This is a genomic window from Phenylobacterium kunshanense, from assembly GCF_003254525.1.
Classification (GTDB): domain Bacteria; phylum Pseudomonadota; class Alphaproteobacteria; order Caulobacterales; family Caulobacteraceae; genus Phenylobacterium; species Phenylobacterium kunshanense.
Window position 1 is genome coordinate 263,923 of record NZ_QFYS01000005.1, and the last position, 20,749, is coordinate 284,671.

The 20,749-nt window shown below is 68.6% G+C and carries 22 protein-coding genes; 10 read left to right on the forward strand and 12 right to left on the reverse strand.

The features are described 5' to 3' along the window. Window positions 1-107 precede the first annotated feature (107 nt). A complete protein-coding gene (locus tag DJ019_RS13165; protein ID WP_111276487.1) occupies window positions 108-1,646 on the forward strand; it encodes an ArnT family glycosyltransferase in 1,539 nt (512 codons plus the stop codon). On the opposite strand, the gene msrA is transcribed toward DJ019_RS13165, so the two are convergent. The 4 genes from msrA to DJ019_RS13185 form a co-directional block, all read right to left on the reverse strand. Beyond that, window positions 1,621-2,193, reverse strand: coding sequence for a peptide-methionine (S)-S-oxide reductase MsrA (msrA, locus tag DJ019_RS13170; RefSeq protein ID WP_111276488.1), 573 nt, complete (start codon window positions 2,191-2,193; stop codon window positions 1,621-1,623). The genes DJ019_RS13165 and msrA overlap by 26 nt on opposite strands. 73 nt (window positions 2,194-2,266) lie before the next feature. After that, a complete protein-coding gene (locus DJ019_RS13175; protein ID WP_111276489.1) occupies window positions 2,267-2,524 on the reverse strand; it encodes a hypothetical protein in 258 nt (85 codons plus the stop codon). A 5-nt stretch (window positions 2,525-2,529) separates the two neighbouring features. Then, window positions 2,530-3,183 (reverse strand): 3-oxoacid CoA-transferase subunit B, encoded by a 654-nt coding sequence (locus DJ019_RS13180; protein WP_111276490.1) that lies wholly within the window; start codon window positions 3,181-3,183, stop codon window positions 2,530-2,532. Next, on the reverse strand, window positions 3,184-3,891 hold the full coding sequence (locus tag DJ019_RS13185; protein ID WP_111276491.1) for a CoA transferase subunit A: 708 nt from the start codon (window positions 3,889-3,891) through the stop codon (window positions 3,184-3,186). Window positions 3,892-4,001: 110 nt separating this feature from the next. Here DJ019_RS13185 and DJ019_RS13190 point away from each other — a divergent pair, with 110 nt between their 5' ends. Genes DJ019_RS13190 through DJ019_RS13200 form a run of 3 tightly spaced genes read left to right on the forward strand, consistent with a single transcriptional unit; the run spans window position 4,002 to window position 7,623 of the window. Beyond that, the gene (locus DJ019_RS13190; RefSeq protein WP_111276492.1) at window positions 4,002-5,843 is read left to right on the forward strand and encodes a monovalent cation:proton antiporter-2 (CPA2) family protein; all 1,842 of its coding nucleotides are present in this window, start codon (window positions 4,002-4,004) and stop codon (window positions 5,841-5,843) included. 45 nt (window positions 5,844-5,888) lie between these two features. Continuing rightward, on the forward strand, window positions 5,889-6,842 hold the full coding sequence (locus DJ019_RS13195; protein WP_111276493.1) for an isopenicillin N synthase family dioxygenase: 954 nt from the start codon (window positions 5,889-5,891) through the stop codon (window positions 6,840-6,842). Between the two features lie 28 nt (window positions 6,843-6,870). Next, entirely contained in the window at window positions 6,871-7,623 is a 753-nt protein-coding gene (locus DJ019_RS13200; RefSeq protein WP_111276494.1) for a sulfite exporter TauE/SafE family protein, read from the forward strand. On the opposite strand, the gene DJ019_RS13205 is transcribed toward DJ019_RS13200, so the two are convergent. Together DJ019_RS13205 and DJ019_RS13210 are read right to left on the reverse strand one after the other, a co-directional pair. Beyond that, window positions 7,620-8,375, reverse strand: coding sequence for an alpha/beta fold hydrolase (locus tag DJ019_RS13205; RefSeq protein WP_111276495.1), 756 nt, complete (start codon window positions 8,373-8,375; stop codon window positions 7,620-7,622). The two genes, DJ019_RS13200 and DJ019_RS13205, sit on opposite strands and share 4 nt — an antisense overlap. Window positions 8,376-8,385: 10 nt before the next feature. Continuing rightward, a complete protein-coding gene (locus DJ019_RS13210) occupies window positions 8,386-10,188 on the reverse strand; it encodes a M2 family metallopeptidase (RefSeq protein WP_111276496.1) in 1,803 nt (600 codons plus the stop codon). Window positions 10,189-10,587: 399 nt separating this feature from the next. On the opposite strand from DJ019_RS13210, the gene DJ019_RS13215 reads away from it, so the two are divergent. Beyond that, a complete protein-coding gene (locus tag DJ019_RS13215; protein ID WP_111276497.1) occupies window positions 10,588-10,797 on the forward strand; it encodes a cold-shock protein in 210 nt (69 codons plus the stop codon). A 51-nt stretch (window positions 10,798-10,848) separates the two neighbouring features. Beyond that, complete coding sequence (locus tag DJ019_RS13220) at window positions 10,849-11,070, forward strand: hypothetical protein (RefSeq protein WP_111276498.1); 222 nt, start codon at window positions 10,849-10,851, stop codon at window positions 11,068-11,070. A gap of 400 nt (window positions 11,071-11,470) precedes the next feature. Here the strand turns inward: DJ019_RS13220 and DJ019_RS13225 are convergent, their stop codons facing one another. The 4 genes from DJ019_RS13225 to DJ019_RS13240 all read right to left on the reverse strand — a co-directional run bounded on the left by DJ019_RS13225 (window position 11,471) and on the right by DJ019_RS13240 (window position 14,421). Continuing rightward, complete coding sequence (locus DJ019_RS13225; RefSeq protein WP_111276499.1) at window positions 11,471-12,097, reverse strand: carbonic anhydrase; 627 nt, start codon at window positions 12,095-12,097, stop codon at window positions 11,471-11,473. 60 nt (window positions 12,098-12,157) lie between these two features. Beyond that, a complete protein-coding gene (gene maiA / locus DJ019_RS13230; protein ID WP_111276500.1) occupies window positions 12,158-12,808 on the reverse strand; it encodes a maleylacetoacetate isomerase in 651 nt (216 codons plus the stop codon). 2 nt (window positions 12,809-12,810) lie between these two features. After that, a complete protein-coding gene (locus DJ019_RS13235) occupies window positions 12,811-13,491 on the reverse strand; it encodes a fumarylacetoacetate hydrolase family protein (protein WP_111276501.1) in 681 nt (226 codons plus the stop codon). Window positions 13,492-13,680: 189 nt separating this feature from the next. Continuing rightward, window positions 13,681-14,421, reverse strand: coding sequence for a TIGR02391 family protein (locus DJ019_RS13240; protein ID WP_165844006.1), 741 nt, complete (start codon window positions 14,419-14,421; stop codon window positions 13,681-13,683). 278 nt (window positions 14,422-14,699) lie between these two features. On the opposite strand from DJ019_RS13240, the gene DJ019_RS13245 reads away from it, so the two are divergent. Beyond that, window positions 14,700-15,557, forward strand: coding sequence for a DUF4062 domain-containing protein (locus tag DJ019_RS13245; protein WP_111276503.1), 858 nt, complete (start codon window positions 14,700-14,702; stop codon window positions 15,555-15,557). Window position 15,558: 1 nt separating this feature from the next. Here the strand turns inward: DJ019_RS13245 and DJ019_RS13250 are convergent, their stop codons facing one another. After that, a complete protein-coding gene (locus DJ019_RS13250; protein ID WP_111276504.1) occupies window positions 15,559-16,332 on the reverse strand; it encodes a DUF5677 domain-containing protein in 774 nt (257 codons plus the stop codon). Window positions 16,333-16,457: 125 nt separating this feature from the next. On the opposite strand from DJ019_RS13250, the gene DJ019_RS13255 reads away from it, so the two are divergent. After that, window positions 16,458-17,006: a hypothetical protein gene (locus tag DJ019_RS13255; RefSeq protein ID WP_133255305.1), complete on the forward strand. Its 549-nt coding sequence runs from the start codon at window positions 16,458-16,460 to the stop codon at window positions 17,004-17,006. A gap of 400 nt (window positions 17,007-17,406) precedes the next feature. On the opposite strand, the gene DJ019_RS13260 is transcribed toward DJ019_RS13255, so the two are convergent. After that, entirely contained in the window at window positions 17,407-18,357 is a 951-nt protein-coding gene (locus DJ019_RS13260) for a terminase small subunit-like protein (RefSeq protein ID WP_111276506.1), read from the reverse strand. 121 nt (window positions 18,358-18,478) lie between these two features. Here DJ019_RS13260 and DJ019_RS13265 point away from each other — a divergent pair, with 121 nt between their 5' ends. Together DJ019_RS13265 and DJ019_RS13270 are read left to right on the forward strand one after the other, a co-directional pair. Then, the gene (locus tag DJ019_RS13265) at window positions 18,479-18,910 is read left to right on the forward strand and encodes a c-type cytochrome (RefSeq protein WP_111276507.1); all 432 of its coding nucleotides are present in this window, start codon (window positions 18,479-18,481) and stop codon (window positions 18,908-18,910) included. Window positions 18,911-19,050: 140 nt separating this feature from the next. Next, the gene (locus tag DJ019_RS13270; protein WP_111276508.1) at window positions 19,051-20,748 is read left to right on the forward strand and encodes a DUF1800 domain-containing protein; all 1,698 of its coding nucleotides are present in this window, start codon (window positions 19,051-19,053) and stop codon (window positions 20,746-20,748) included. Window position 20,749: the final 1 nt, after the last annotated feature.

The following is a 20,749-nucleotide window of genomic DNA, read 5'->3' on the forward strand; positions in this document are numbered from 1 at the left end:
GGTTTTGCTACGGTGTGCCCGAGACTGTCACACTGAGGCGAAAACGCATCACTGCGCTTGCGAAGCGGGCGCCTGCGGGTAGGGTCGCGCGGCGTTCGAGAGGTCAGATGCCGCAACCCCCGAGGCCGCAAGGCGCGACCGGCGACCTGCGCGCCGCCCTCATCCTCACGGCCGCCTTGCTGGTGGCCCGGCTCGTGGCGCTCTTCGCCTCGCCGCTGGAGCTCTACCCCGACGAGGCTCAGTACTGGCTTTGGTCGCGGACCCTCGACTTCGGCTACTATTCCAAACCGCCGGTGATCGCCTGGTCGATCTGGGCCACCACCGCGATCGGTGGTGATTCGGAGCCGTGGGTGCGGCTTTCGGCCGGGCTCTACCAGGCCGGGGCGAGCCTCCTCGTGTTCCTCATCGGCCGGCGTCTCTACGGCGGCGCGGTCGGGCTGGCTGCGGCGGCGCTCTACGCGTTGATGCCGGGGATTCAGCTTTCCGCCCTGGTGGCGGCCACCGATGCGCCGCTGCTGTTCTTCCTAGGCCTCACGATCCTCGCCTATGTCGCCTTCCTGGAGGCCGAGAGCCGTCACCGGCTACCGCTGGCGGCGGGAATCGGCGGTGCGCTGGGGCTGGCGTTCCTGTCAAAGTACGCCGCGGTGTATTTTGTGGTGGGGCTCGCCATCCACCTGGCGGTCTCGCGTCCGGCCCGCACGGCATGGTCTGCGAAGGCGGCGGGCGTGGCGCTCGCGGCGCTGGTCGTGATCCTGGCGCCGAACCTCGCCTGGAACGCCGCGCATGGGTTCGCGACGTTCCAGCACACGGCGGCCAACGCCGCCTGGAGCGGCGTGCAGCTGTTCAACATCGGCGAGATGGCCGCGTTCGTCGGCTCGCAGTTGGGCGTGTTCGGGCCCATCCCGCTGGGGGTCCTGATCGCGGGCACAGGGCTGGCCGTCCGTCGCCGCGCCATCGACCCGCGCGACCTGACCTTGCTCTGCTTCGCGCTCCCCCCGCTTCTGATCGTAACGGGCCAGGCCTTCATCAGCCGGGCCAATGCGAACTGGTCCGGGGCGGGCTATCTCGCGGGCGCCATCCTCGTCGCCGCCTGGTTGGTGCGTTGGCGCGCCCGCCGATGGCTGGTGGCGGCGCTGGTGATCCAGGCGGCCGTCGCGGCCTTCTTCCTTGCCGCTGTGGCCTCGCCGGCGCTGGCGGATCGCATCGGGCTCGCCAATGGCCTGAAACGCGCCCGTGGCTGGGAGCAGACCACGGACATCATCCTCGACCGGGCGGAGCGCGAGCCGGGCCTGACCGCCATCGCGGTCAACAACCGCTTCCTGTTCTACGCCGTCAGCTACTACGGCCGTGATCGTCTCGGCCTGTCCACGCCGCCGCTCGCGAGCTGGCTCTTGATGGAAGGCCCGCAGAACCAGGCCGAGATCACGGCGCCGCTGACGCGCGAGATCGGCGGGCGGGTGCTGATGGTGTCCTACGAGGGCTGGCGCCGCGAAGAGATGCAGGCCGATTTCGCCCGCGCGTCAGGCCTCGAAATCGCCAGCGTCTGGCTCGACCCGAAGCACAAGCGCAAGGTGGAGATGTTCGTCGGCGAGGGGTTCGCTCCCCGCCCGCGCGATGAGATCAGCGGCCTCCCCACACCGCCTTGAGCGCCCTGTCCCTGCCGCACCCGACACGGTAGCGTTCATAGTGGGCCGGGTTCTTCTTCGCGAAGTCCTGGTGATAGGCCTCGGCGTTCCAGAAGGGCGAGGCGTTGCGGGTCTGCACCGTCACCTTGGCGCCGAGGAGCTTCTCGACCTTGAGCCGTTCGGCCTCGGCGACCGCGCGCTCCTCGGCGTTGGAGACGAAGACGGCGGTCCGGTAGGACGGGCCCTTGTCGCAGATCTGGCCGGTCGGATCGGTCGGGTCGATGTTGCGATAGAACCGCTCGACCAGCTTGGCGTAGGTGATCTTCGCCGGGTCGTAGGTGACCTTGACGGCCTCCAGGTGGCCCCGGTGGCTGTCGTAGGTCGGGTTGGGCGTCGAGCCTCCAGAATAGCCCGAGACGGCGGAAATCACGCCCGGCGTCGCCTCGAAGAACTTCTCCACCGACCAGAAGCACCCGCCGGCGAAGACAGCGGTCCGGGGCTTTGCCTGGACGGACGTGGCGGCGAGGCCCGCGGCGATCAAGGCGGCGGCGAAGGTCAGGGCTCTCATGGGGGGCGTCCTCGCGTCTCGTCCAGGCGGCCATGCGCCGTACCGACATTACGTGAGGCGGATGGCGGCGGCTTCAAGGCTTGCGGGCGAACATCCGCTTCAGCGCCAGCGCCAGGGCGGCGGCCAGTGCGACCAGCGAGACCAGGCCGGCGGCCAGGCAGACCACCAGGCCCGCGATGGCCAGCGCCGCGCTGCGGTCGCGCAGCGCGGGATCGTCGGGCGGGTGCCCAACCGTCAGTCCGAGCCACAACGCAAAGCCCAGGTAGGATAGCGCGCCCGCGACAAAGGCCACCGCCAGCCTCACCCAGATGCGCGACGGCCGGGGCGCCATGGCTGTCAGGCCGGGACCTTGCCGGCGACCTCGAAGGCGGCCCCGGTCTTGGCGCGGATTTCGTCCAGTGTGACGCCCGGCGCCAGCTCCAGCAGCGTGAGCGGCTTCTTGCCCCGGCTGACGTCGAAGACCCCAAGGTCGGTGATCACGAGGTCCACCACGCCCTGGCCGGTGAGCGGCAAGGTGCAGGCGTCCAGCAGCTTCGGCGCGCCGGTCTTCTCGGTGTGTTCCATCACCACCACCACGCGCTTGACGCCCGCCACCAGATCCATGGCGCCGCCCATCCCCTTCACCATCTTGCCTGGAACCATCCAGTTGGCGAGGTCGCCGTTCCTGGCCACCTGCATGGCGCCCAGGATGGACAGGTCGATATGTCCGCCGCGGATCATGGCGAAGCTGTCGGCGCTGGAGAAATACGAGCTGGAAGGCAGGGCGGTGATCGTCTGTTTGCCGGCGTTGATCAGGTCCGGGTCGGCCTCGCCCTCGTAGGGGAACGGGCCCATGCCCAGCATGCCGTTCTCGCTCTGCAGCGTCACCGACATGCCCTCGGGGATGTAGTTCGCCACCAAGGTCGGAATGCCGATGCCCAGGTTTACATAGAAGCCGTCGCGCAGCTCCTGCGCGGCGCGGGCGGCGATCTGGTCACGCGTCCAGGCCATCTATGCGACTTCCTTCTTGCGGGTGGTCAGTTGCTCGATCCGCTTCTCGTGCACGCCCTGCAGGATGCGGTCGACGTAGATGCCGGGGGTGTGGATGTGATCGGGGTCGATCGCCCCGGTCTCCACTAGGGACTCCACCTCGGCGACGCAGACCTTGCCGGCCGTGGCCATCATTGGATTGAAGTTCCGGGCCGTCTTTCGATAGACGAGGTTGCCTTCGCGGTCGCCCCTCCAGGCCTTCACGATGGAGAGGTCGGCCGTCAGCCCCCGCTCCATCACATAGAGCTCACCGTCGAACTCCCGGACCTCCTTGCCTTCGGCCACCAGCGTCCCGACGCCGGTCTTGGTGAAGAAGGCCGGGATGCCTGCGCCGCCGGCGCGGATGCGCTCGGCCAGGGTGCCCTGCGGATTGAATTCCAGCTCCAGCTTCCCGGAGAGGTATAGCTCGGCGAACAGCTTGTTCTCGCCGACGTAGCTCGAGATCATCTTGCGGATCTGGCCACCGGCCAGCAGCACACCGAGACCGAAGTCGTCGACACCGCAGTTGTTCGAGACCACGGTCAGGTCCTTGACGCCGGCTTGGCGGATCGCCGCGATCAGCGTCTCGGGGATGCCGCACAGCCCGAAGCCGCCCGCCATGATCGTCATGCCGTCGAAGAGCAGCCCTTGCAGCGCCTCGACCGCGTCTTTGCGAACCTTGTCAGCCATGCCTGTCTGATTACGCCACGGAACGGCGGTTGAGAACCGGGCGTGCGGAAAAATTCACTGATTGATGATTTGGGCGAGAGGCCCACCGTTTCGTCGATGGATCCCTTCCGATGACCGCCGATTCCCTTCTGCTCCAGGCGCTGGTGTATCTGGCCGCCGGCGTGATCTCGGTGCCGATCGCCAAGCGGCTCGGTCTCGGCTCGGTGCTGGGATACCTGATCGCGGGCGTGATCGTGGGGCCGTTCGCCCTGCGTCTGGTGGGCGACCAGGCCGATGTGATGGCCTTCGCCGAGTTCGGCGTGGTGATCCTGCTGTTCCTGATCGGCCTGGAGGTGCGTCCCGCGCTGCTGTGGCAGATGCGGAACTCGATCTTCGGCCTTGGCGCGGTCCAGATGGCGGCCAGCGCCGCCGCGATCGGCGGGTGCGTCCTGCTGATGGGTCTGGATTGGCGGGTCGCCGCTGCGCTGGGTCTCATCCTGTCGCTGTCGTCGACCGCGATCGTACTGCAGGGCCTGGAGGAGAAAGGGCTGAGGCAGGGGCCGGTCGGGCAGGGCGCCTTCGGCGTGCTGCTGTTCCAGGATCTCGCCGTCATTCCGCTGTTCGCCTTCCTGCCGCTGCTGGCTGTCGCGCCAGTCGGCCACCTCGAAGCGGGCCACGGTGGGGGTGCGCTGGACGGTCAGCCGGAGTGGCTCCGCATCCTCGCCACCTTCGGCGCCGTGGCGGTCGTGGTGGTCGGCGGACGCTATCTCACCCGGCCGCTGTTCCGGTTCATCGCCGCCGCGCGCCTGCGGGAGATATTCACCGCCTCGGCGCTGCTGCTGGTGGTGGGCGTCGCCGCGCTGATGGAGCTGGTCGGGCTGTCGCCGGCGCTTGGCGCCTTCCTGGCGGGCGTGGTTCTGGCCGAAAGCGAGTTCCGGCGCGAGCTGGAGACCGACATAGAGCCATTCCGCGGCCTTCTGCTGGGGCTCTTCTTCATCACGGTCGGGGCGGGTCTTGACCTCGGCCTGGTCGCCCGAGCGCCAGTTCAGATCCTGTCGCTGACCGTGGGCCTGATGGCGGTCAAGTTCCTCGCGATGTGGGTGGTAGCCAGGCTGTTCCGCCGCAACCAACGCGACTCGGCGACGATCGCTGTGTCGCTGGCGCAGGGCGGCGAGTTCGCCTTCGTTCTCCTAGGGTTCGTCGCGGCGGCGGGTGTGCTGAGCCAGGCTACGACCGGGCTCGCCACAGCCGTCGTCGCCCTTTCGATGGCCCTGACGCCGGTGGCGTTCGCCCTTTACGAGCGGGTCGTCCTGGACCGCGCCGGGGCCCGGGCCGAGCCGGAGCATCTGCCGTTCGACGAGGGCGCTCCGGACATCATCGTCGCCGGATTCGGCCGGTTCGGTCAGATCGCGACGCGCCTGCTGATGGCCAACGACTTCAAGGTCACGATGCTGGAGTCGTCCATCGAGCAGATCGACCTGATCCGTCGGTTCGGGTGGCGCGTGCACTATGGCGACGCCAGCCGGCTCGATCTGTTGCGGGCCGCCGGCGCCGACAAGGCGAAGATGCTGCTCGTGGCCATCGACGACCCCGACAAGGCGGTCGAGCTGGTGAAGGCCGCCACCGAATATTTCCCGCACCTCACGATCGTGGCCCGAGCGTTCGACCGTCGTCACGCCTACGAGCTGATCAAGGTCGGCGGGGATTTCGTCGAGCGCGAGACGTTCGAGAGCGCGCTGGCGTTCGGCCGCAAGGCGTTGCTGGGGCTCGGACTCTCTGAGCGGCGGGCAGGTCATGCGGTCAGCCTGTTCCGCGAACATGACCAGAAGCTCTTCGACAAGTTGGCCCCGGTCGCGGGCGAGGAAGAGCGTTACATCATGGCGACGCGCGACAGCCGGGCCACCATGGAGAAGCTGCTACGGGCCGAGATGCAGCGCATGGCCGCCGAGGAGGACGACCGTTCAAGGGGCTGAGAAATGTCAACTGCGCGCGCCGGGCTGGCGGTGTAGAACGCGCGCATGAGCCAAGCCCTCCAAATCCAGGACTCCATCGAGCCCGTTTCGTTCAAGCTGTACGATGCGGACTTCGCGGCCTTCAGTCAGAAGCTGGGCGACAGCTACGCCCGCTGGGGCTTCGCCGCGATCTCGGATCACGGCCTCGACCAGGCCCGCATCGACGCCGCGCTCGACCAGATGAAGCGGTTCTTCGCCCTGCCCGAAGAGACCAAGCTGAAGTACAAACTGCCGATCGCCGGCCAGCGCGGATACACGCCCTTCGGCGTCGAGACCGCCAAGGGACACACCCACTACGACCTCAAGGAATTCTGGCACGTGGGCCGCGACCTGCCGGCGGGCCACCGCTTCCGCGACCACATGCCCGACAACATCTGGCCCGACGCCGAGCTGCCTGAGTTCCGGGAGAAGGTGCAGTGGCTCTACCAGGCGCTGGACGCCATGGGCCTTAAGGTGTTGCAGGCGATCAGCGTCTACCTGGACCTGCCGCGTGATTTCTTCGCCGACAAGGTCGACGTGGGCAATTCCATCCTGCGCCTGCTGCACTATCCGCCGGTGCCGCAGGACGGGCCTCACATCCGCGCGGGGGCGCACGAGGACATCAATGTCATCACCCTGCTGCTCGGGGCCGAGGAGGCCGGGCTGGAGGTGAAGGACCACGACGGCCGCTGGATCGCGATCAATCCGCCGGCCGGCAGCCTCGTCTGCAACATCGGCGACATGCTGCAGCGTCTGGTGAACCACAGGCTGCCGTCGACGACGCACCGGGTCGTGAACCCGGCGCCCGAGCGCCGCGGATTCCCGCGCTACTCCACGCCGTTCTTCCTCCACTTCAACTCGGACTACTTGATCAAGACGCTGCCGAGTTGCATCGACGCGGACCACCCTGACCGGTACCCGGAGCCGATCACGGCAGACGACTACCTCAAGGAGCGTCTGCGCGAGATCAAGCTCGCCTAGGACCGCCGCTGCGCGATAGGCAGCAGGCGTGATTGCCGATCCGGTCTTCTACGCCCTGGCCATTCCCGCCGTGGTGCTCATGGGGCTCGCCAAGGGCGGGTTCTCGGGCGTGGGGGCCGTGTCCATGCCCCTGCTGGCCCTGGCCGTATCGCCGGTCCAGGCCGCAGCGATCCTCCTGCCCATTCTGATCGTGCAGGACGCGGTCAGCGTGTGGGCGTTCCGCCGGGACTGGGACCGCCGGATCCTGGTGATCATGATCCCCGGCGCCGCCGTGGGCATACTCGGCGGCTACCTGTTGGCGGCTCAGGTTTCGGCGGCCGCGGTGCTGGGTGTCCTGGGCGCGATCTCGATCGTGTTCGCCGTGCACCGCCTTTGGCTGATGCGCGGCGGCCGGGTCCAAGCTCCGGCAAGTTCCTCAGTGGTGGTCGGCGCGGCGTTCGGGGCGGTGTCGGGCTTCACCAGCCAGATCGCCCACGCGGGCGGCCCGCCGTTCCAGATGTGGGTGCTGCCGCGCGGCCTCCCGCCGAAAACGCTGGTGGGCACCACGGCGATCTTCTTCGCCATCATCAACTGGCTCAAGGTCCCGGCCTATGCCGCCCTCGGGCAGTTCACGCCACAGAACCTGGCGGCCGTGGCGGCCCTCCTCCCAGTCGCCATCGCCTCCACCTTCGCGGGCGTTTGGCTGGTGAAGCGGGTCCAGGCTGAACGCTTCTATGTGCTGATCTACGGTCTGATGATCCCAGTGGGGGCGCACCTGATCTGGAAGGCCTTCGCGACTTAGGACGTCGCCCGGCGCGGATCGGCGATGATCGCGCCGGCCGCGTGGGCCACATGCCGGAAAAGCTCGCCGAGGCTCTCGGTCGCGACGTCGTGGCCCCCCTCGAGTTCGAACACGTGGACCATCGGGTGGGTCTGGAGAAGCGCCCGGTCGGCCCCGTCCACCAGGCTGGGCATCGCGGGAACCCTTCGCCGCTCTCCCAAGGGCGTCCGCCCGACGAGCGCCACCGTCGGGACGGAGAGCCGGTCCAAGAGGTGTCGATAGTCCCGCGCCTCGATCTTTCCCTCCGCCACGCCGAGCACGTTCCACAGGAGCTCGCGCTGGGCTTCGTCCCTGGCGATGCGGGGCAGGTCGTGCAGCGGCCAGGCGTGGGCGGTCCGCAGGAAGGGCTCCACCAGCACCAGCCGCCGTACCTGCGGGGCTGTCACCGCGAGGGCCACCAGCGCCCCGGTGGATAGGCCGAAGATCGCCGTCGGCCGGTTCGGAAACAGGGTCTGCAGCGCCGTCGTCAGTCCTCGGGAGATGGTCCCAAGGTTGTTCGGCGTCAGCGGTGGGCAGTGGTTGGAGGGCAGGTGGAAGCGCACCACGTCCACCGCGGGCAAGGTGAGCTGGAGCCGGTCGTACACCCACGACTCGGCGAAGGCGCCCGTCGCCACGACGACGAGCGGCCTTCCCGTATCCCGCCCCCACAACCAGACGGGGCCGAAGGGCGTTTCGACTTCGAACCGCTGCTCGACGTTCGCAGCGTCGGTCATCGGGCCGGGGTCACCAGCCGCACTGTTCGCCCTTGTTCTGCTTGGTCAGCCAGGCGTCGAGTGGCTTGAAGTAGGCGGCGACGGCGCTGGCGTCGGTGCGGGTCTCGCCCGAGAACTCGGCAAGGGCCTGCGGCCAGGGCTGGGACTGGCCCATCTCCATCATGCGGTTGAACTTCTCGCCCACCGCCTTCTGGCCGTAGACGGAGCAGCGGTGCAGCGGGCCCTTCCAGCCCGCCTGGGCGCAGGCTGCCCGGTGGAACTGGAACTGGTAGATGTGGGCCAGGAAGTAGCGGGTGTACGGCGTGTTGCCCGGCACGTGGTACTTGGCGCCCGGGTCGAAGGCGTCGGCCGGCCGGTCGCCCGGCGGCGTCAGGCCCTGGTACTTCAGGCGCAGAGCCCACCAATCGGCATTGTATTCCTCGGGCGTCGTCTCGCCCGAGAACACGCCCCAGCGCCAGCGGTCGACCAGGAGGCCGAACGGCATGAAGGCGATCTTGTCGAGCGCCATCTTGAGGAGGAAGGGAATATCTTCCTCTGCGCCAGGTATTTGATCAAGCAGTCCGATCTGATTCAAGTAAGTCGGAGTAGAAGCTGAAAGTGCAGCGAAGTCGCCTATAGCTTCATGAAATCCGTCGTTCGCGCCTGAGCGGAACAGAGTCGGCTGATTCTTGTAGGCGCGTTGGTAGTAGTTGTGGCCGAGTTCGTGGTGGACGGTGCGGAAGTCGTCGGCGTTGACCTTCGTGCACATCTTGATGCGGATGTCGTCCTTGTCGTCGAGGTTCCAGGCGCTGGCGTGGCAGACGACCTCGCGGTCGCGCGGGCGGGTGATCAGCGAGCGTTCCCAGAACGTCTCGGGCAGGGGCGAGTAGCCGAGCGAAGAATAGAACGCCTCGCCGGTCTTCACCATTTTCGTGGCGTCGTAGCCCTTGGCCTCCAGCAGCTTGTCCAGGCTGTAGCTGGACGTGACGCCCTTCGGCTGCACGATGTCGTAGATGTTCCCCCACTGCTGGGCCCACATGTTGCCGAGCAGGTCGGCGCGGATCGGGCCCTTCCGGGGCTGCACCGCATCGCCGTACTTGTCGTTCAGCCGCGCCCGCACGTAGCAGTGCAGGTTGCGGTAGAACGGCTCGACCTGCTTCCACAGCCGGTCGGTCTCGGCGGCGAAGGCGTCGGGCTCCATGTCGTAGTTCGAGCGCCACAGGGCGCCGGTGTCCTTGAAGCCCAGGCTCTTGGCGCCCTCGTTCGACAGCGCGGCGAAGCGGGCGTAGTCCGGCTTCATCACCTTGGCGACGCCGTGCCAGCCTTCCCACACCGCCTTCAGCTCGGCCGGATCGCGGCTCTCGGCCAGCACGTCCTCGGCGTCGTTGAGGGTGATCGGCTTGCCCTTGTGCTCGAACTTGCCGGTCGAATAGGTGGAATCCAGCCTGGTCAGCAGGCCCGCCAGCTCCTCGGCCGCGCCCGGCCGGTTCGGCGCCGGCGAGACCAGGTAGAGCTTCAGCAGCTTCAGCTTGCGGGCGGTCACCGGGTCGGCCGCCACGCCGTTGAAGCGCGCGGCCTCGGTGGCCAGCCGCGTCACCGTGGCGTTCTGCTCGGCCGAGGACTTGGCCTCCAGCCACTGGGTGTCCTCGGTGATGAAGTTGGCGCGCACCCAGGCGGCGCGGGCGGCGAAGGCGTTGACCTTGTCCAGCTCGGCCTCGGCGGCCTCGACGAAGGCCTTGGCCTCAGCGGCCGTGGGGGCTTGAGCCTGAGCCGCGACCGGCGCGGCCCAGGTGAGCGCAACGGCCGCCGCGGCGGCCATCAGCATGGTTTTCATTCGGTGGTTCCCAGACGTTTCCGTGGGCGTTCCGGACGCCCTGCTGGCGGCGAATTGAAGGCGGGCCGCCGGGGGCGTCAAGCGATGTCGGGCGTGCCGCGGGACGGGATGGAGAAAGAACTCGAAAAACGCGCCTGGTCGCCGACCTGCGGGCCCGCTCGGCGCCGTCGCCGGGAGGCCTGCCTGCCTGTAGTCGCAAGGGGCCTCCGCGCGTGGCCGGCGAATATCCTTGCCTTTCGCGGCTATTCATGAGATAAAGCCCGCATTGAATATCGAATACGGTTCGGTTGCTCTCCTCGCTTTTTCTTCGGATCGAGCCCGGAACCGACTAATCCACCTTCGAAAATTTGATCTCGCGCCTCGTTCGAGGTGCGTGAAAACCTTGTCTAAGGAAATATCATGACGACTGGTACTGTGAAGTGGTTCAACGCCACCAAGGGCTTCGGCTTCATCCAACCCGACCAAGGCGGCGCCGACGTCTTCGTGCACATCAGCGCTGTCGAGCGCGCGGGCCTCGGCTCGCTCCACGAAGGCCAGAAGATCGGCTACGAGGTCGAACGCGATCAGCGCAGCGGCAAGATGTCCGCCGGCCAGCTGCAAGCGGCCTAGGCGATGCGGATTCCGGGGAGGGCGTGAGCCCTCTCCGGTCACGGCCATACGATGACGATTTCCACGATTGAACGAGCCTATCAGCTCGCGCGCTCGGGCGAGGTCGCAGACCTGCCCAGCCTCAAGCGCCGCCTGGCGTCGGAGGGCTGCCGCGCCGTCGACGCGCTGCTGGCGCCCCGGACCCTGAGCGGGCACCTGGCCGCGATCTGCGCGGCCACTTTCAAAGCCACCCGCGGCGAAAGCGCCGATGCGGTGGCACACGGCGGGCGCTGATGGGCGACCGCACACCCCGGAGCCGCATGTCCTTCACCAAGATCGTACGATCGCGCCGCCACACCGTGAGCCCGGCGCCGGTCCGTCCGTCCGTCGAGCCCCGCCCCAAGCGGGATCGGCCCATCCTCCATCTCAAGCCGGCCGCCGGCGCGTAGCGAACCGGCCGCCACGCGGGGCGGGGAGGGGACTCAAGATGCTCCCCTCAGGGGGAGCTGTCGCGGAGCGACTGAGGGGGTTTCATCCCCAGAGTTCAGCGGCGGAAACCCCCTCCGGCCCTCCGGGCCACCTCCCCCTGTGGGGGAGGATCTTGGGCCCGTAACGGGGCGGAGGGGGGCTTTGACTTTCAGCCCCAAGGCAGACTTTGCGGCGGGCGCGTTCGCGCCATCACCCCCCCCCGCCGTCAGTCCTCGAACTCGGCCAGGTCCTCGGGGCCGGCGACGGTGACGTCGAGATCCGTCACCAGGCCCGTGCCCAGGGTGTAGACCCAGCCGTGGACGCTGAGCGGCTGGCCCCGGCGCCAGGCGTCCTGGACGAAGACGTCCGAGGCCACGTTGCGCACCTGGCGGATCACGTTCAGCTCGACCAGCCGGTCCCAGCGGGCCTTCTCGTCGGGCAGGGCGTCCAGCTCGTGCCGGTGGCACTGGTGCACCTCGCGGATCGGATGCAGCCAGTGGTCGACGAGGCCCCGGCGCTTGCCGTCCACCGCCGCGGCCACGCCGCCGCAGCCGTAGTGGCCGACCACCAGGATGTGCTTCACCTTCAGCACGTCGACGGCGAACTGCAGCACCGACAGGTAGTTGGCGTCCTGCGGCGGGGCGAGGTTGGCGACGTTGCGGTGCACGAACAGCTCGCCGGGATCCAGGCCGACGATGTCGTTGGCGGGCACGCGGCTGTCGGCGCAGCCGATCCACAGGTACTCGGGGGCCTGCTGGCCCTCCAGGCGCTTGAAGAAGCCGGGGTCGACGGCGACCTTGCCGGCCGCCCAGTCCTTGTTCTTGGCTTTCAGGTCTTCGAGGGTCTTGGGCATCGGGGGATGTCTCGGCTCTCTAGGGGGCGGGGCGGACGCGAGGGGGCGCCTGGCGGTTGGCTAGGCCCGAGCTTGGGGCGCGTCCGGCTGGTTGTCGGGGTGGGCGGCCACGAAGGCGGGGTGCTGGGCGGCTCGGTCGGCGGCGCCCACGAGGGCGGGCCAGGGCGAGACGTCCAGCTCGAATCGTCGGGCCGAATAGACCTGGGGAACCAGGCAGCAGTCGGCGATGGTCGGCGTATCACCGAACGCGAAGGCCCCGCCGTGGGCGGCGATCAGCGGCTCCAGCGCATCGAAGCCGTCGCGGATCCAGCCGTGGATCCAGTCGGTGATGGCGGCCTGCTCGACCCCCATCTTGTTCAGCTTGCGCCCGACGCGGGTGTTGTTCAGCGGGTGGATGTCGCAGGCGATGATCCCCGCCATCCGCCGCACCATGGCCCGGTCCAGCGGCGCCTTGGGCAGGATCGGCGGCGTAGGGATCGTCTCCTCCAGGAACTCCAGGATCGCCAGGCTCTGGGCCAGCACGTGGCCGTCGCCCAGGTCCAGCGCGGGGGTCAGCCCCTGGGGGTTCACCGCCCGATAGGCCGGCTCGCGCTGCTGGCCGGCGATCAGGTCGATGGGGGCGTAGTCGTACGCGGCGCCCTTGAGCTGAAGCCCGATGCGCACGCGATAGGGCGCGCCGGCCCGCCAGGCGGAATGCAGGGTCCAGGTCATGGTCAGGCCACCGTGAAGCTGAGGCGGCCGACGCCCTCGACCTCGCCCTCGACGCGGTCGCCGCGCGCCAGCGGGCCGACGCCCTCGGGCGTGCCGGTGTAGATCAGGTCGCCGGGCGCCAGGGCCCACAGCTTCGAGGCCTCGGCGACGATCTCGGCGACGTTCCAGATCATGTCGGCCACGGTGGCGTCCTGCCGGACCTGGCCGTTGACCGAGAGGGCGATGCGCCCCTCAGGCGGCGCGCCCGTCCAGCGGCGGATGGCCGAGATCGGGGCCGAGTCGTCGAAGCCCTTGGAGGCGTCCCAGGGGTGGCCCTTGTCCTTGGCCGCGTTCTGCAGGTCGCGCCGGGTCAGGTCGACGCCGACGGCGTAGCCGTAGACGAGGCTGAGGGCGCCTTCGACCGGCACGTCGCGCCCGGCGGCGCCGATGGCGACCACCAGCTCGATCTCGTGGTGCAGGTTGGCCGTGCGCGGCGGATAGGCCGGGTCGCGGCCAGGCGGCACGACGGCGTCGGCGGGCTTGGCGAAGAAGAACGGTGGGTCGCGGTCGTCGCCGCCCATCTCGCGCCGGTGGGCGGCGTAGTTCCGCCCCACGCAGAGGATGCGACGCACCGGAAAGCCCCCCGCCTGCCCCTCGACGGGGACCACGGGGACGGGCGGCGGGGAGAGCGCATACTCGGCCATGCCGCGCAGATAGGCCGATGGGCGGGGGAAGGAAAGGTTACGTTGGGGAAGTTGCCGTTGGGGTGGGGGTGGCTTGCCGCCGGGCGGGGAGCAATTGGCGGAGCTCTCAGATGCGCCAGAAGGCGACGTTGGCATCGGTCCGGGAAGCGGACCATTTGCGATCGCCGGAGGCGCCGCATGGCGCCTGCTCTAGGCGGGACGACGGGAGTCGACAATCCGCAAGAGGTGCGATGCCAGAGAGACCATTTCCTGCGCATCACGCGGCTCCGTGATACCCACTGTGCGGTGTGAATGCGGGTTCTTGTAGGAGCCGATCGCGCCGGCAAATAGAGCCGACAGCGCTTCACGTTCAGCCGCCGGATCGGCCATCTTGGTCAGCGGGCCAGTGGTTGGATTGAAGGCGCGGCGCATCAAATCCACGCCGACATCGTGCGCGGCGAACTTGCCTGCCTCTCGCACGGCTTCTTCGACAGCTCTGAAGGAGCGAAAGACCGCGACCTGATAGTCCCCGCGCGCCAAGTCCAACCAGACCTCATCCGCAATCGCGGGATGGAGCAGCGCCTTGGGGAAAGCAGCAGCTTCGCGGAAACTGCGAAAGCGGTCGGGGCTGACAAGCAGGTCGCGACCTCGACGAGTAAGCTGCCGCCATCCGTTAGTACCGTTGATGCCTGGCGAGGGCATGAACAGCATATTGATCTCAAGCCATAGCCACGCGACGCCGAGCGCCTCAGTGATCTCAGCCTCGCGATTCCGTGGGTAGATGGCCGGGCCTGGAATTCCTCGACCGTAGAGCATCTCCGGACCGATCACGCCCATCGCGCTGAACATTCCATTCTGCGCCATGGAATGAGCGGATGTCAGGACAGCCTGGGCCACTTCCTCTGGGGCCAGTCCCAGCAGGGCATCAACATCCGGGATCAACTCTGGCATTGTCGGCATACGGAACTCTACATCGACCAGCCATCGCAAAGCGAACGCCGCAATGTCTTGGGTGGATCTCAACCAAGCCCGCGTTGCGCCAAATTCGCACGTTGGCCTCAAGGACCTTAGCGGACGTTGAGGTAGTGAACCTTCCCCCTGGCTTTACCGGCCCTCTGGTAGAATTCGCCTTCCCCAGAATACGGCCGCCCGCCCAGCCTATGGCGACAGGCGCGCTCGGCGGCTAGCGTCAAGCCTGAACCACCAACACCACCCGCAGGGCGGACGGCATGGCTTACGACGCGACCGTAATCGAAGTGATGATCGCCTCTCCAAGCGACGTCGCCGAAGAGCGCCAGATCGTTCGTGAGGTGCTCCACGAATGGAACGCCCTCCATGCCCGCGAGCGCGGCGTTGTGCTGATGCCCGCGGGATGGGAAACCCACAGCGCGCCCGATCTTGGCGGCAGGGCTCAAGACCTAATCAACAAGCGAGTACTCGCCCACTGTGACGTGCTCGTTGGCATCTTTTGGACGCGCGTCGGAAGCCCCACCGGCACCGCCGCCAGCGGATCGGTCGAAGAGATCGAAGAGCACCTGAAACTCGGGCGGCCAGTGATGCTGTATTTCTCCGATGCGCCGGTGAAGCCTGACAGCGTGGACTCGGCCCAGTACGGCAAGCTCGTAGCGCTGAAGGAGTGGGCGAAGGAGCGCGGTCTCGTCGCCTTCTACGAGTCCGCCGGCGACTTTCGCGAACGGCTACGGCGCGATCTCACTCTCAACCTGCGAGACAATCCGCACCTTCGCTCCCTCGTCGATGCTAAAGACGACTCGCCCGACTTAGTAGCGACCTTCGAAGCTGCGCTCGCGAGGGAGCCGGTAACCCTATCCGAAGAGGCCCGCGAGGCGCTTCGCACGGCCGCCACGGACAAGAACGGCATCATTATGATCCTTAGACACATGGGGGGCACCGCCATCCAGTCGGCCGGCCGAGCCTTCTGTGACGCGAAAGACCGACGCGCCGTTGCCCGATGGACGGCGGCGGTCGAAGAGTTGCGCGACCGTGATCTTGTTAGAGATCACTCCGGTAAGGGCGAAGTGTTTGAGTTGAGTGACGCGGGATATCGCCTAGCCGAGACCCTCGGATAGACTACGGGCCGAAGATTTCCGTGGGGCCCAGCGCGGACATCCGTCGCATTAGTTCGGCGGCTCGGTCGCGCAACTCATCTACCCGGTGAAGTCTCGCGTGGGCTTCGCAAGAGATTGCGCTAGCGCCACCCACAGCGGCCAGGCCGTGTATCCGGCTCAATCGCCGGAATGCGTCAACCGATGTCTCGTGATCGTCGTCGCCGACGGCGACGATGTTCGAGAGGATTGACAGGCCGGTCACGTGTACGCGCATGCCCGAGAAGTGCCGATACCATCTGTAAAGGTGGCTGAGGCCCGCGCCGTCGGCGAGCGCGCTCATATTCAACTTCTGGTGCCTCGAGCCATCGCTGCGCCGATCACCGAAGATGCGCGTCAGGTCGCCAGTCGCCTGGTCCGCGAACTCAGGGTCGTCCAACCCCCAGTTGGGCATCTGTCCCTTCGCGGTAGACGCGGCGTCGCTGCGCAAGTCGGCGATGAAGCCCCCGGGGCGCGCGGCAAGGTTGGCGAGGCAGATCGCGACCTCGACCGCGTTCCGCCCGCAGGCGTCGGCGTCAAGGTAGAGCTTTTCGTTGTAGAGCAGGCTGAACGCACGAACGTGGCCGTAGGCCCGCTTAAACAGGATCAGCGAGAACGCCGCCGGGTCAGTTGACATGCCCTGCCATGACGAGGTCCGGTCGTTGAGGTCGACGCAGAGCAGTTGCACCTCGTTCGTCAGGCCTGACCACTCGATGAGCACCTGACGCTCGCGCTCGTCGTCAATTTGCTTGTTCGGCACAGGGCACTCTCCGCGGCTCGATGGTGCAGCGGACCGCGCCCGCGCGAAAGCTCGTTCCCCTGGCTGCGCAGACCAGCGCTAAGCTGACGCTTATGTATGTTCACATCTCCGCACGACAAACGTGCGTGCAGCAGGCCCAGCGAACTGCGGAGCACATCGAGGCAGCGGTCACTGACCCCCAACGGCTAGTTGACGCGATCCGGTGCGCTCACCTTGCCTTCATGGCTGGGCTTACCGAGGCCTTGAGTGGCTCGGCAGGGATTGGCGCGTTCAAGGACAAGCTGGCTGGCGAGCACTTGAAATTCCTGCGCGGCGAGCGCGCCGACATGCCGAGCGAGCACACGCTGCATTTCGCTGAACTGTTCGAGTGGGCGCAGGACCCTGACCGCATGGAATGGGGCGCCATCCCGTTCACCGAAGATGAAAAGCAGGCCGCCGCTGAGCTCGACGGTCTCAGGGGCCTTATCGACCATCCCAAGCCGACCCATTGGTCCGTCGAGCCCGGCCAATTGGTGAAGGTTCTCGGCTTCGTCCCCAAGCTTCTCGAAAAATGCGTGGCGGCGGCCTTCCACCACTACGTCGACGGTGATGGCGAAACGGTGCAGGTCGCAGCGGCGAGGATGAGCGCCGGACTGTCCCGAGTATCCCGGCCGTCGCTGGCAGATCAGGGCTAGCCCAATAGCATCAAGGTCGCGGCCAGCTAGCGGTCGTTCCGAACTTCGCCTTCGAGTCACCACCCGCCCAAACACAGCACCGCGCACCGCCGACGCCTGAGCCCTGCGAGATCGTCCACGAACCACGCGAACCACACGAACGGGCGAGGGCCGGGCGGTCAGGTTCGTGGGGTGGGTGGGGTTCGTGGATCGATGGCGCCTGCGGCGCGGGGTGGCGGCGAGGTCGGGGCCGGCGGCTCGCCCCCTCCACTCCCCACTCTGCGGCCTCGGCGGGCCCAGCCCGCGCCCCGGGCGCGGGCGTTCGTTGCGCCGATCGCTCCCCGGAGCGATCGGATACCGATGGCGTGGCCGCCATCGGTCGCGCCTCACCCCCTCCCCCGTGAACGGGGGAGGTTTTTGGTCACCGCAGCCATTTTTTGCCCGGCCGTCGCCGGGCCAGCCGCTGCAGGCGGGTGAGGGGGGCGAGGCGGTGGCGGAGGGCGCGGGCGCTCAGGCCGGGGTGGTCCTGGACGGCGTCGGCCATCAGGTCGGCGATGAGCTCCTCGCGGTCGTCGTAGGCGGCGGCGAGGCGGCGGGCGAAGTCGGAGTCCTGGGCGATCCAGGCGCAGAGGGTGCGGCGGGGCGGCAGGCCGTGGCGGCCGGCGGCGCTGCCGACCGTGTGGCCCTCGCGGATCGCCTCGATCAGGGGCGGGAGCGCGGCGTGGCGGCGGGCCCGGGCGCGGACCGAGCGGGCCATGCGGGTGGCGAAGCGGAGGGCGGCGTCGAAGTCGGGCTGGGCGCGGCGCCAGGCGAGGATCACCGGATAGGCGGGCATGGCCGGATCGGCCCGGCGCAGGCGCTTGAGGGCCGTGCCGCGGGCGACGCGCAGCACCACCTGGTCGGCGAGGTCGGGGTCGAAGACGCCCGCGACCGGCGGGGCGACGGCGTTCGGTCGGTGGGGGCCGGGGGTCTTCAGGAGCTGGGCGCGGAGGGCCTGGCGGTCCTTGATGATGCGGCGCGCCTCCTCCCCGAACGCGATCTGGGTCCGCATCCAGTGGCGGATGGTGGCGACGCTGGGCATCGCCGGGTCGGCGCCGATGACGCGGAGCGGCTGGCCGGCCGCCAGCCGGGCGAGCACCTGGTCGGCGGCGCCCGCGCGGAACATCCGGCTGCGGACGAAGAGGCCGGTGGCGCGGGCGGCGGCCAGGCCCTCGGCGAAGGCCGGGTCGGCGGCGGTCCAGCGCGAGACGGTGGCCACGTGGACGCCGTGGTCGGCGCAGACGGCCTGGGTCTGCTCCCCCGCGGCGACCCGGCGGAGGATCTCGGCCTTGGCTTCGGCGCGGCGGATGGCGAGGTCGCGGGAGGCGGTCATGATGGGAACAAAATAGGAACATATTCGCGCGGGGCAAGGGGTGGCGCGGCAGGAGGCCACGGGGGGACGCCTCGCCCGGGCCTTGCCTGCGCCGGGGCGCGGGGGCCATCTGGGGGGCGTGATGTTCCGGAGCCGCCCCCTGATCCGCGCCGCGGCGATTGGCCTGGGCGCCGTCGTCGCCCTGTCGACCGGGGCGGCGGCGGGCGCGGCCGCGCGGGCGGGCGGGCCGGAGGCCGCCAAGGCGGAGGTGGAGGCGGGCCGCAAGCTGTTCATCCGCTGCGCCGCCTGTCATGCGACCCGGTCCGAGGGGAGCGGCTTCTTCGCCGGGCCGCACCTGGCCGGGGTGGTCGGGCGGCCGGCGGCGTCGGTGGCAGGGTTCGCCTATTCCGCCGAGCTGAAGGCGCTGGGGATCACCTGGACCGAGGCCGAGCTGGACCGCCTGCTGACCGCGCCGCAGTCGGTGGTTCCGGGGCTGTGCCTGCCGTTCACCGGCTTTCCCAAGGCGGCGGACCGGAAGGCGATGATCGCCTATCTGAAGTTCACCGCACCCTGAGCGGCTGAGCGGGGAGGCGTCCGGACGGGCCGCCGCGCCTTCGTCGCGGGAACCCGGCGGTTCGGCGCAAGGGCGGTGACGGCGCAGCTTCGTGCGTTCAATCGGGGCGGCAGTACCCACTGCCTAGAGTTGCGCCCGTCATGTCCAACACAGTCGCCAAGGGGGCCGCGGCCGCCCTGGCCGGGGGAGCCATCGTGGGCGGGGTGCTGGCCTATAACGCCAGCCACTTCGCCGCGCCGGAAGCGCCCGCCGCCGCCGTGCCCGCCGAGACCGCCGACGCGGTGCGGCTGGCCAAACAGGCCACCTTCGGCCCCACCAAGGCGGTGGTGGACGCGATCGTGGCGCAGGGGCCCGAGGCCTGGGTCGACGGCCAGCTCGCGACGACGGGCAGCACCTATGCCGACTTCACCGGCTCCACCTACGCCAAGCCGACGTGCGAGGGGGCGGCGGACGTGGCGCTGTGCATCCAGACGAAGTTCCGCGCCCAGCCGGTGGCGATGCGGTTCTACCAGAACGCCCTGACCAAGCCGGACCAGTTGCGCCAGCGGGTGGCCTTCGCCCTGTCGCAGATGATCGTGGTGTCGGGGATGAAGGTGGAGTCCACGGCCGGGATCGCCGCCTTCCAGCAGGCGATGTTGACCAACGCCTTCGGCAACTATCGCACCATCCTGCGCGAGGTGACGCTGAGCGCGGCGATGGGCGACTATCTGGACCTGGCCGGGTCGAACCGGACGCAGCCGAACCAGAACTATGCGCGCGAGCTGCTGCAGATCTTCTCGATCTATCCCTCGCAGCTGCGGATCGACGGGACGGTGGTGACCGACGCGCGCGGGGCCAGCGTGCCGACCTATACCGAGGCCGACGTGGACGGGGTGGCGCGGGCGCTGACCGGCTGGACCTATGCGCGCTACGGCTCGACCTCGGTCCCGTTCCACGAGCGGCCGCGGAACTATGCGGTCCCGATGGTGCAGTTCCCGGCCAGCTACGACGCCTTCGACCCCGGGGCGAAGACGTTCCTGGGCGTGACCGTGCCGGCGGGGGCCACGCCCCAGCAGAACCTGGACGCGGTGGTGGACGCGGCGTTCAACCACCCGAACGTCGGGCCGTATGTGGCCAGGCAGCTGATCCAGCACCTGGTCACCTCGAACCCCTCGCCGGCCTATGTGGCCAGGGTGGCGGGCGTATTCAACGACAACGGCGCCGGCGTGCGCGGCGACCTGAAGGCGGTGGTGCGGGCGATCCTGCTGGACGCCGAGGCGCGGGGGCCGGTGCGGACCGACCCCGACTACGGCAAGCTGAAGGAGCCGGTGCTGTACCTGACCAGCTTCCTGCGGCTGATGGGGGCGACGGGGGACGGCTTCTTCCCCTACGCCCGCGGGCACGACCTGAACCAGAAGGTGTTCGAGGCGCCCAGCGTCTTCAACTTCTACCCCTGGGACTATCCGCTGCCGCAGGGCGGCGGGCTGGTCAGCCCCAGCACGAAGCTGACCGGCGGCGGGCTGGACTTCGAGCGGCACAACTTCGCGTTCCACTACACCCTGCTGGACAGCATCCTCGGCACGGGGCGCGACTACCAGGCCAACCCCGCGCTCGGCTCGAAGAGCGGGACGAAGGTGAACTGGAAGCAGTGGGAGACCTTCGGGACCAACGTCGACGGGATGATCGACCAGATGGACCTGCTGATGCTGGCCGGGAGCATGACCGCCGAGCAGCGGAGCGCGCTGAAGGCGGCGATGCTGGCGGTCACCGACGGGACCGGCTCGGCCCTGGCCCGCAAGCGCGCCCAGACCGGGCTCTACATCCTCCTCTCCTCTCCCCAGTTCCAGGTTGACCGGTAAT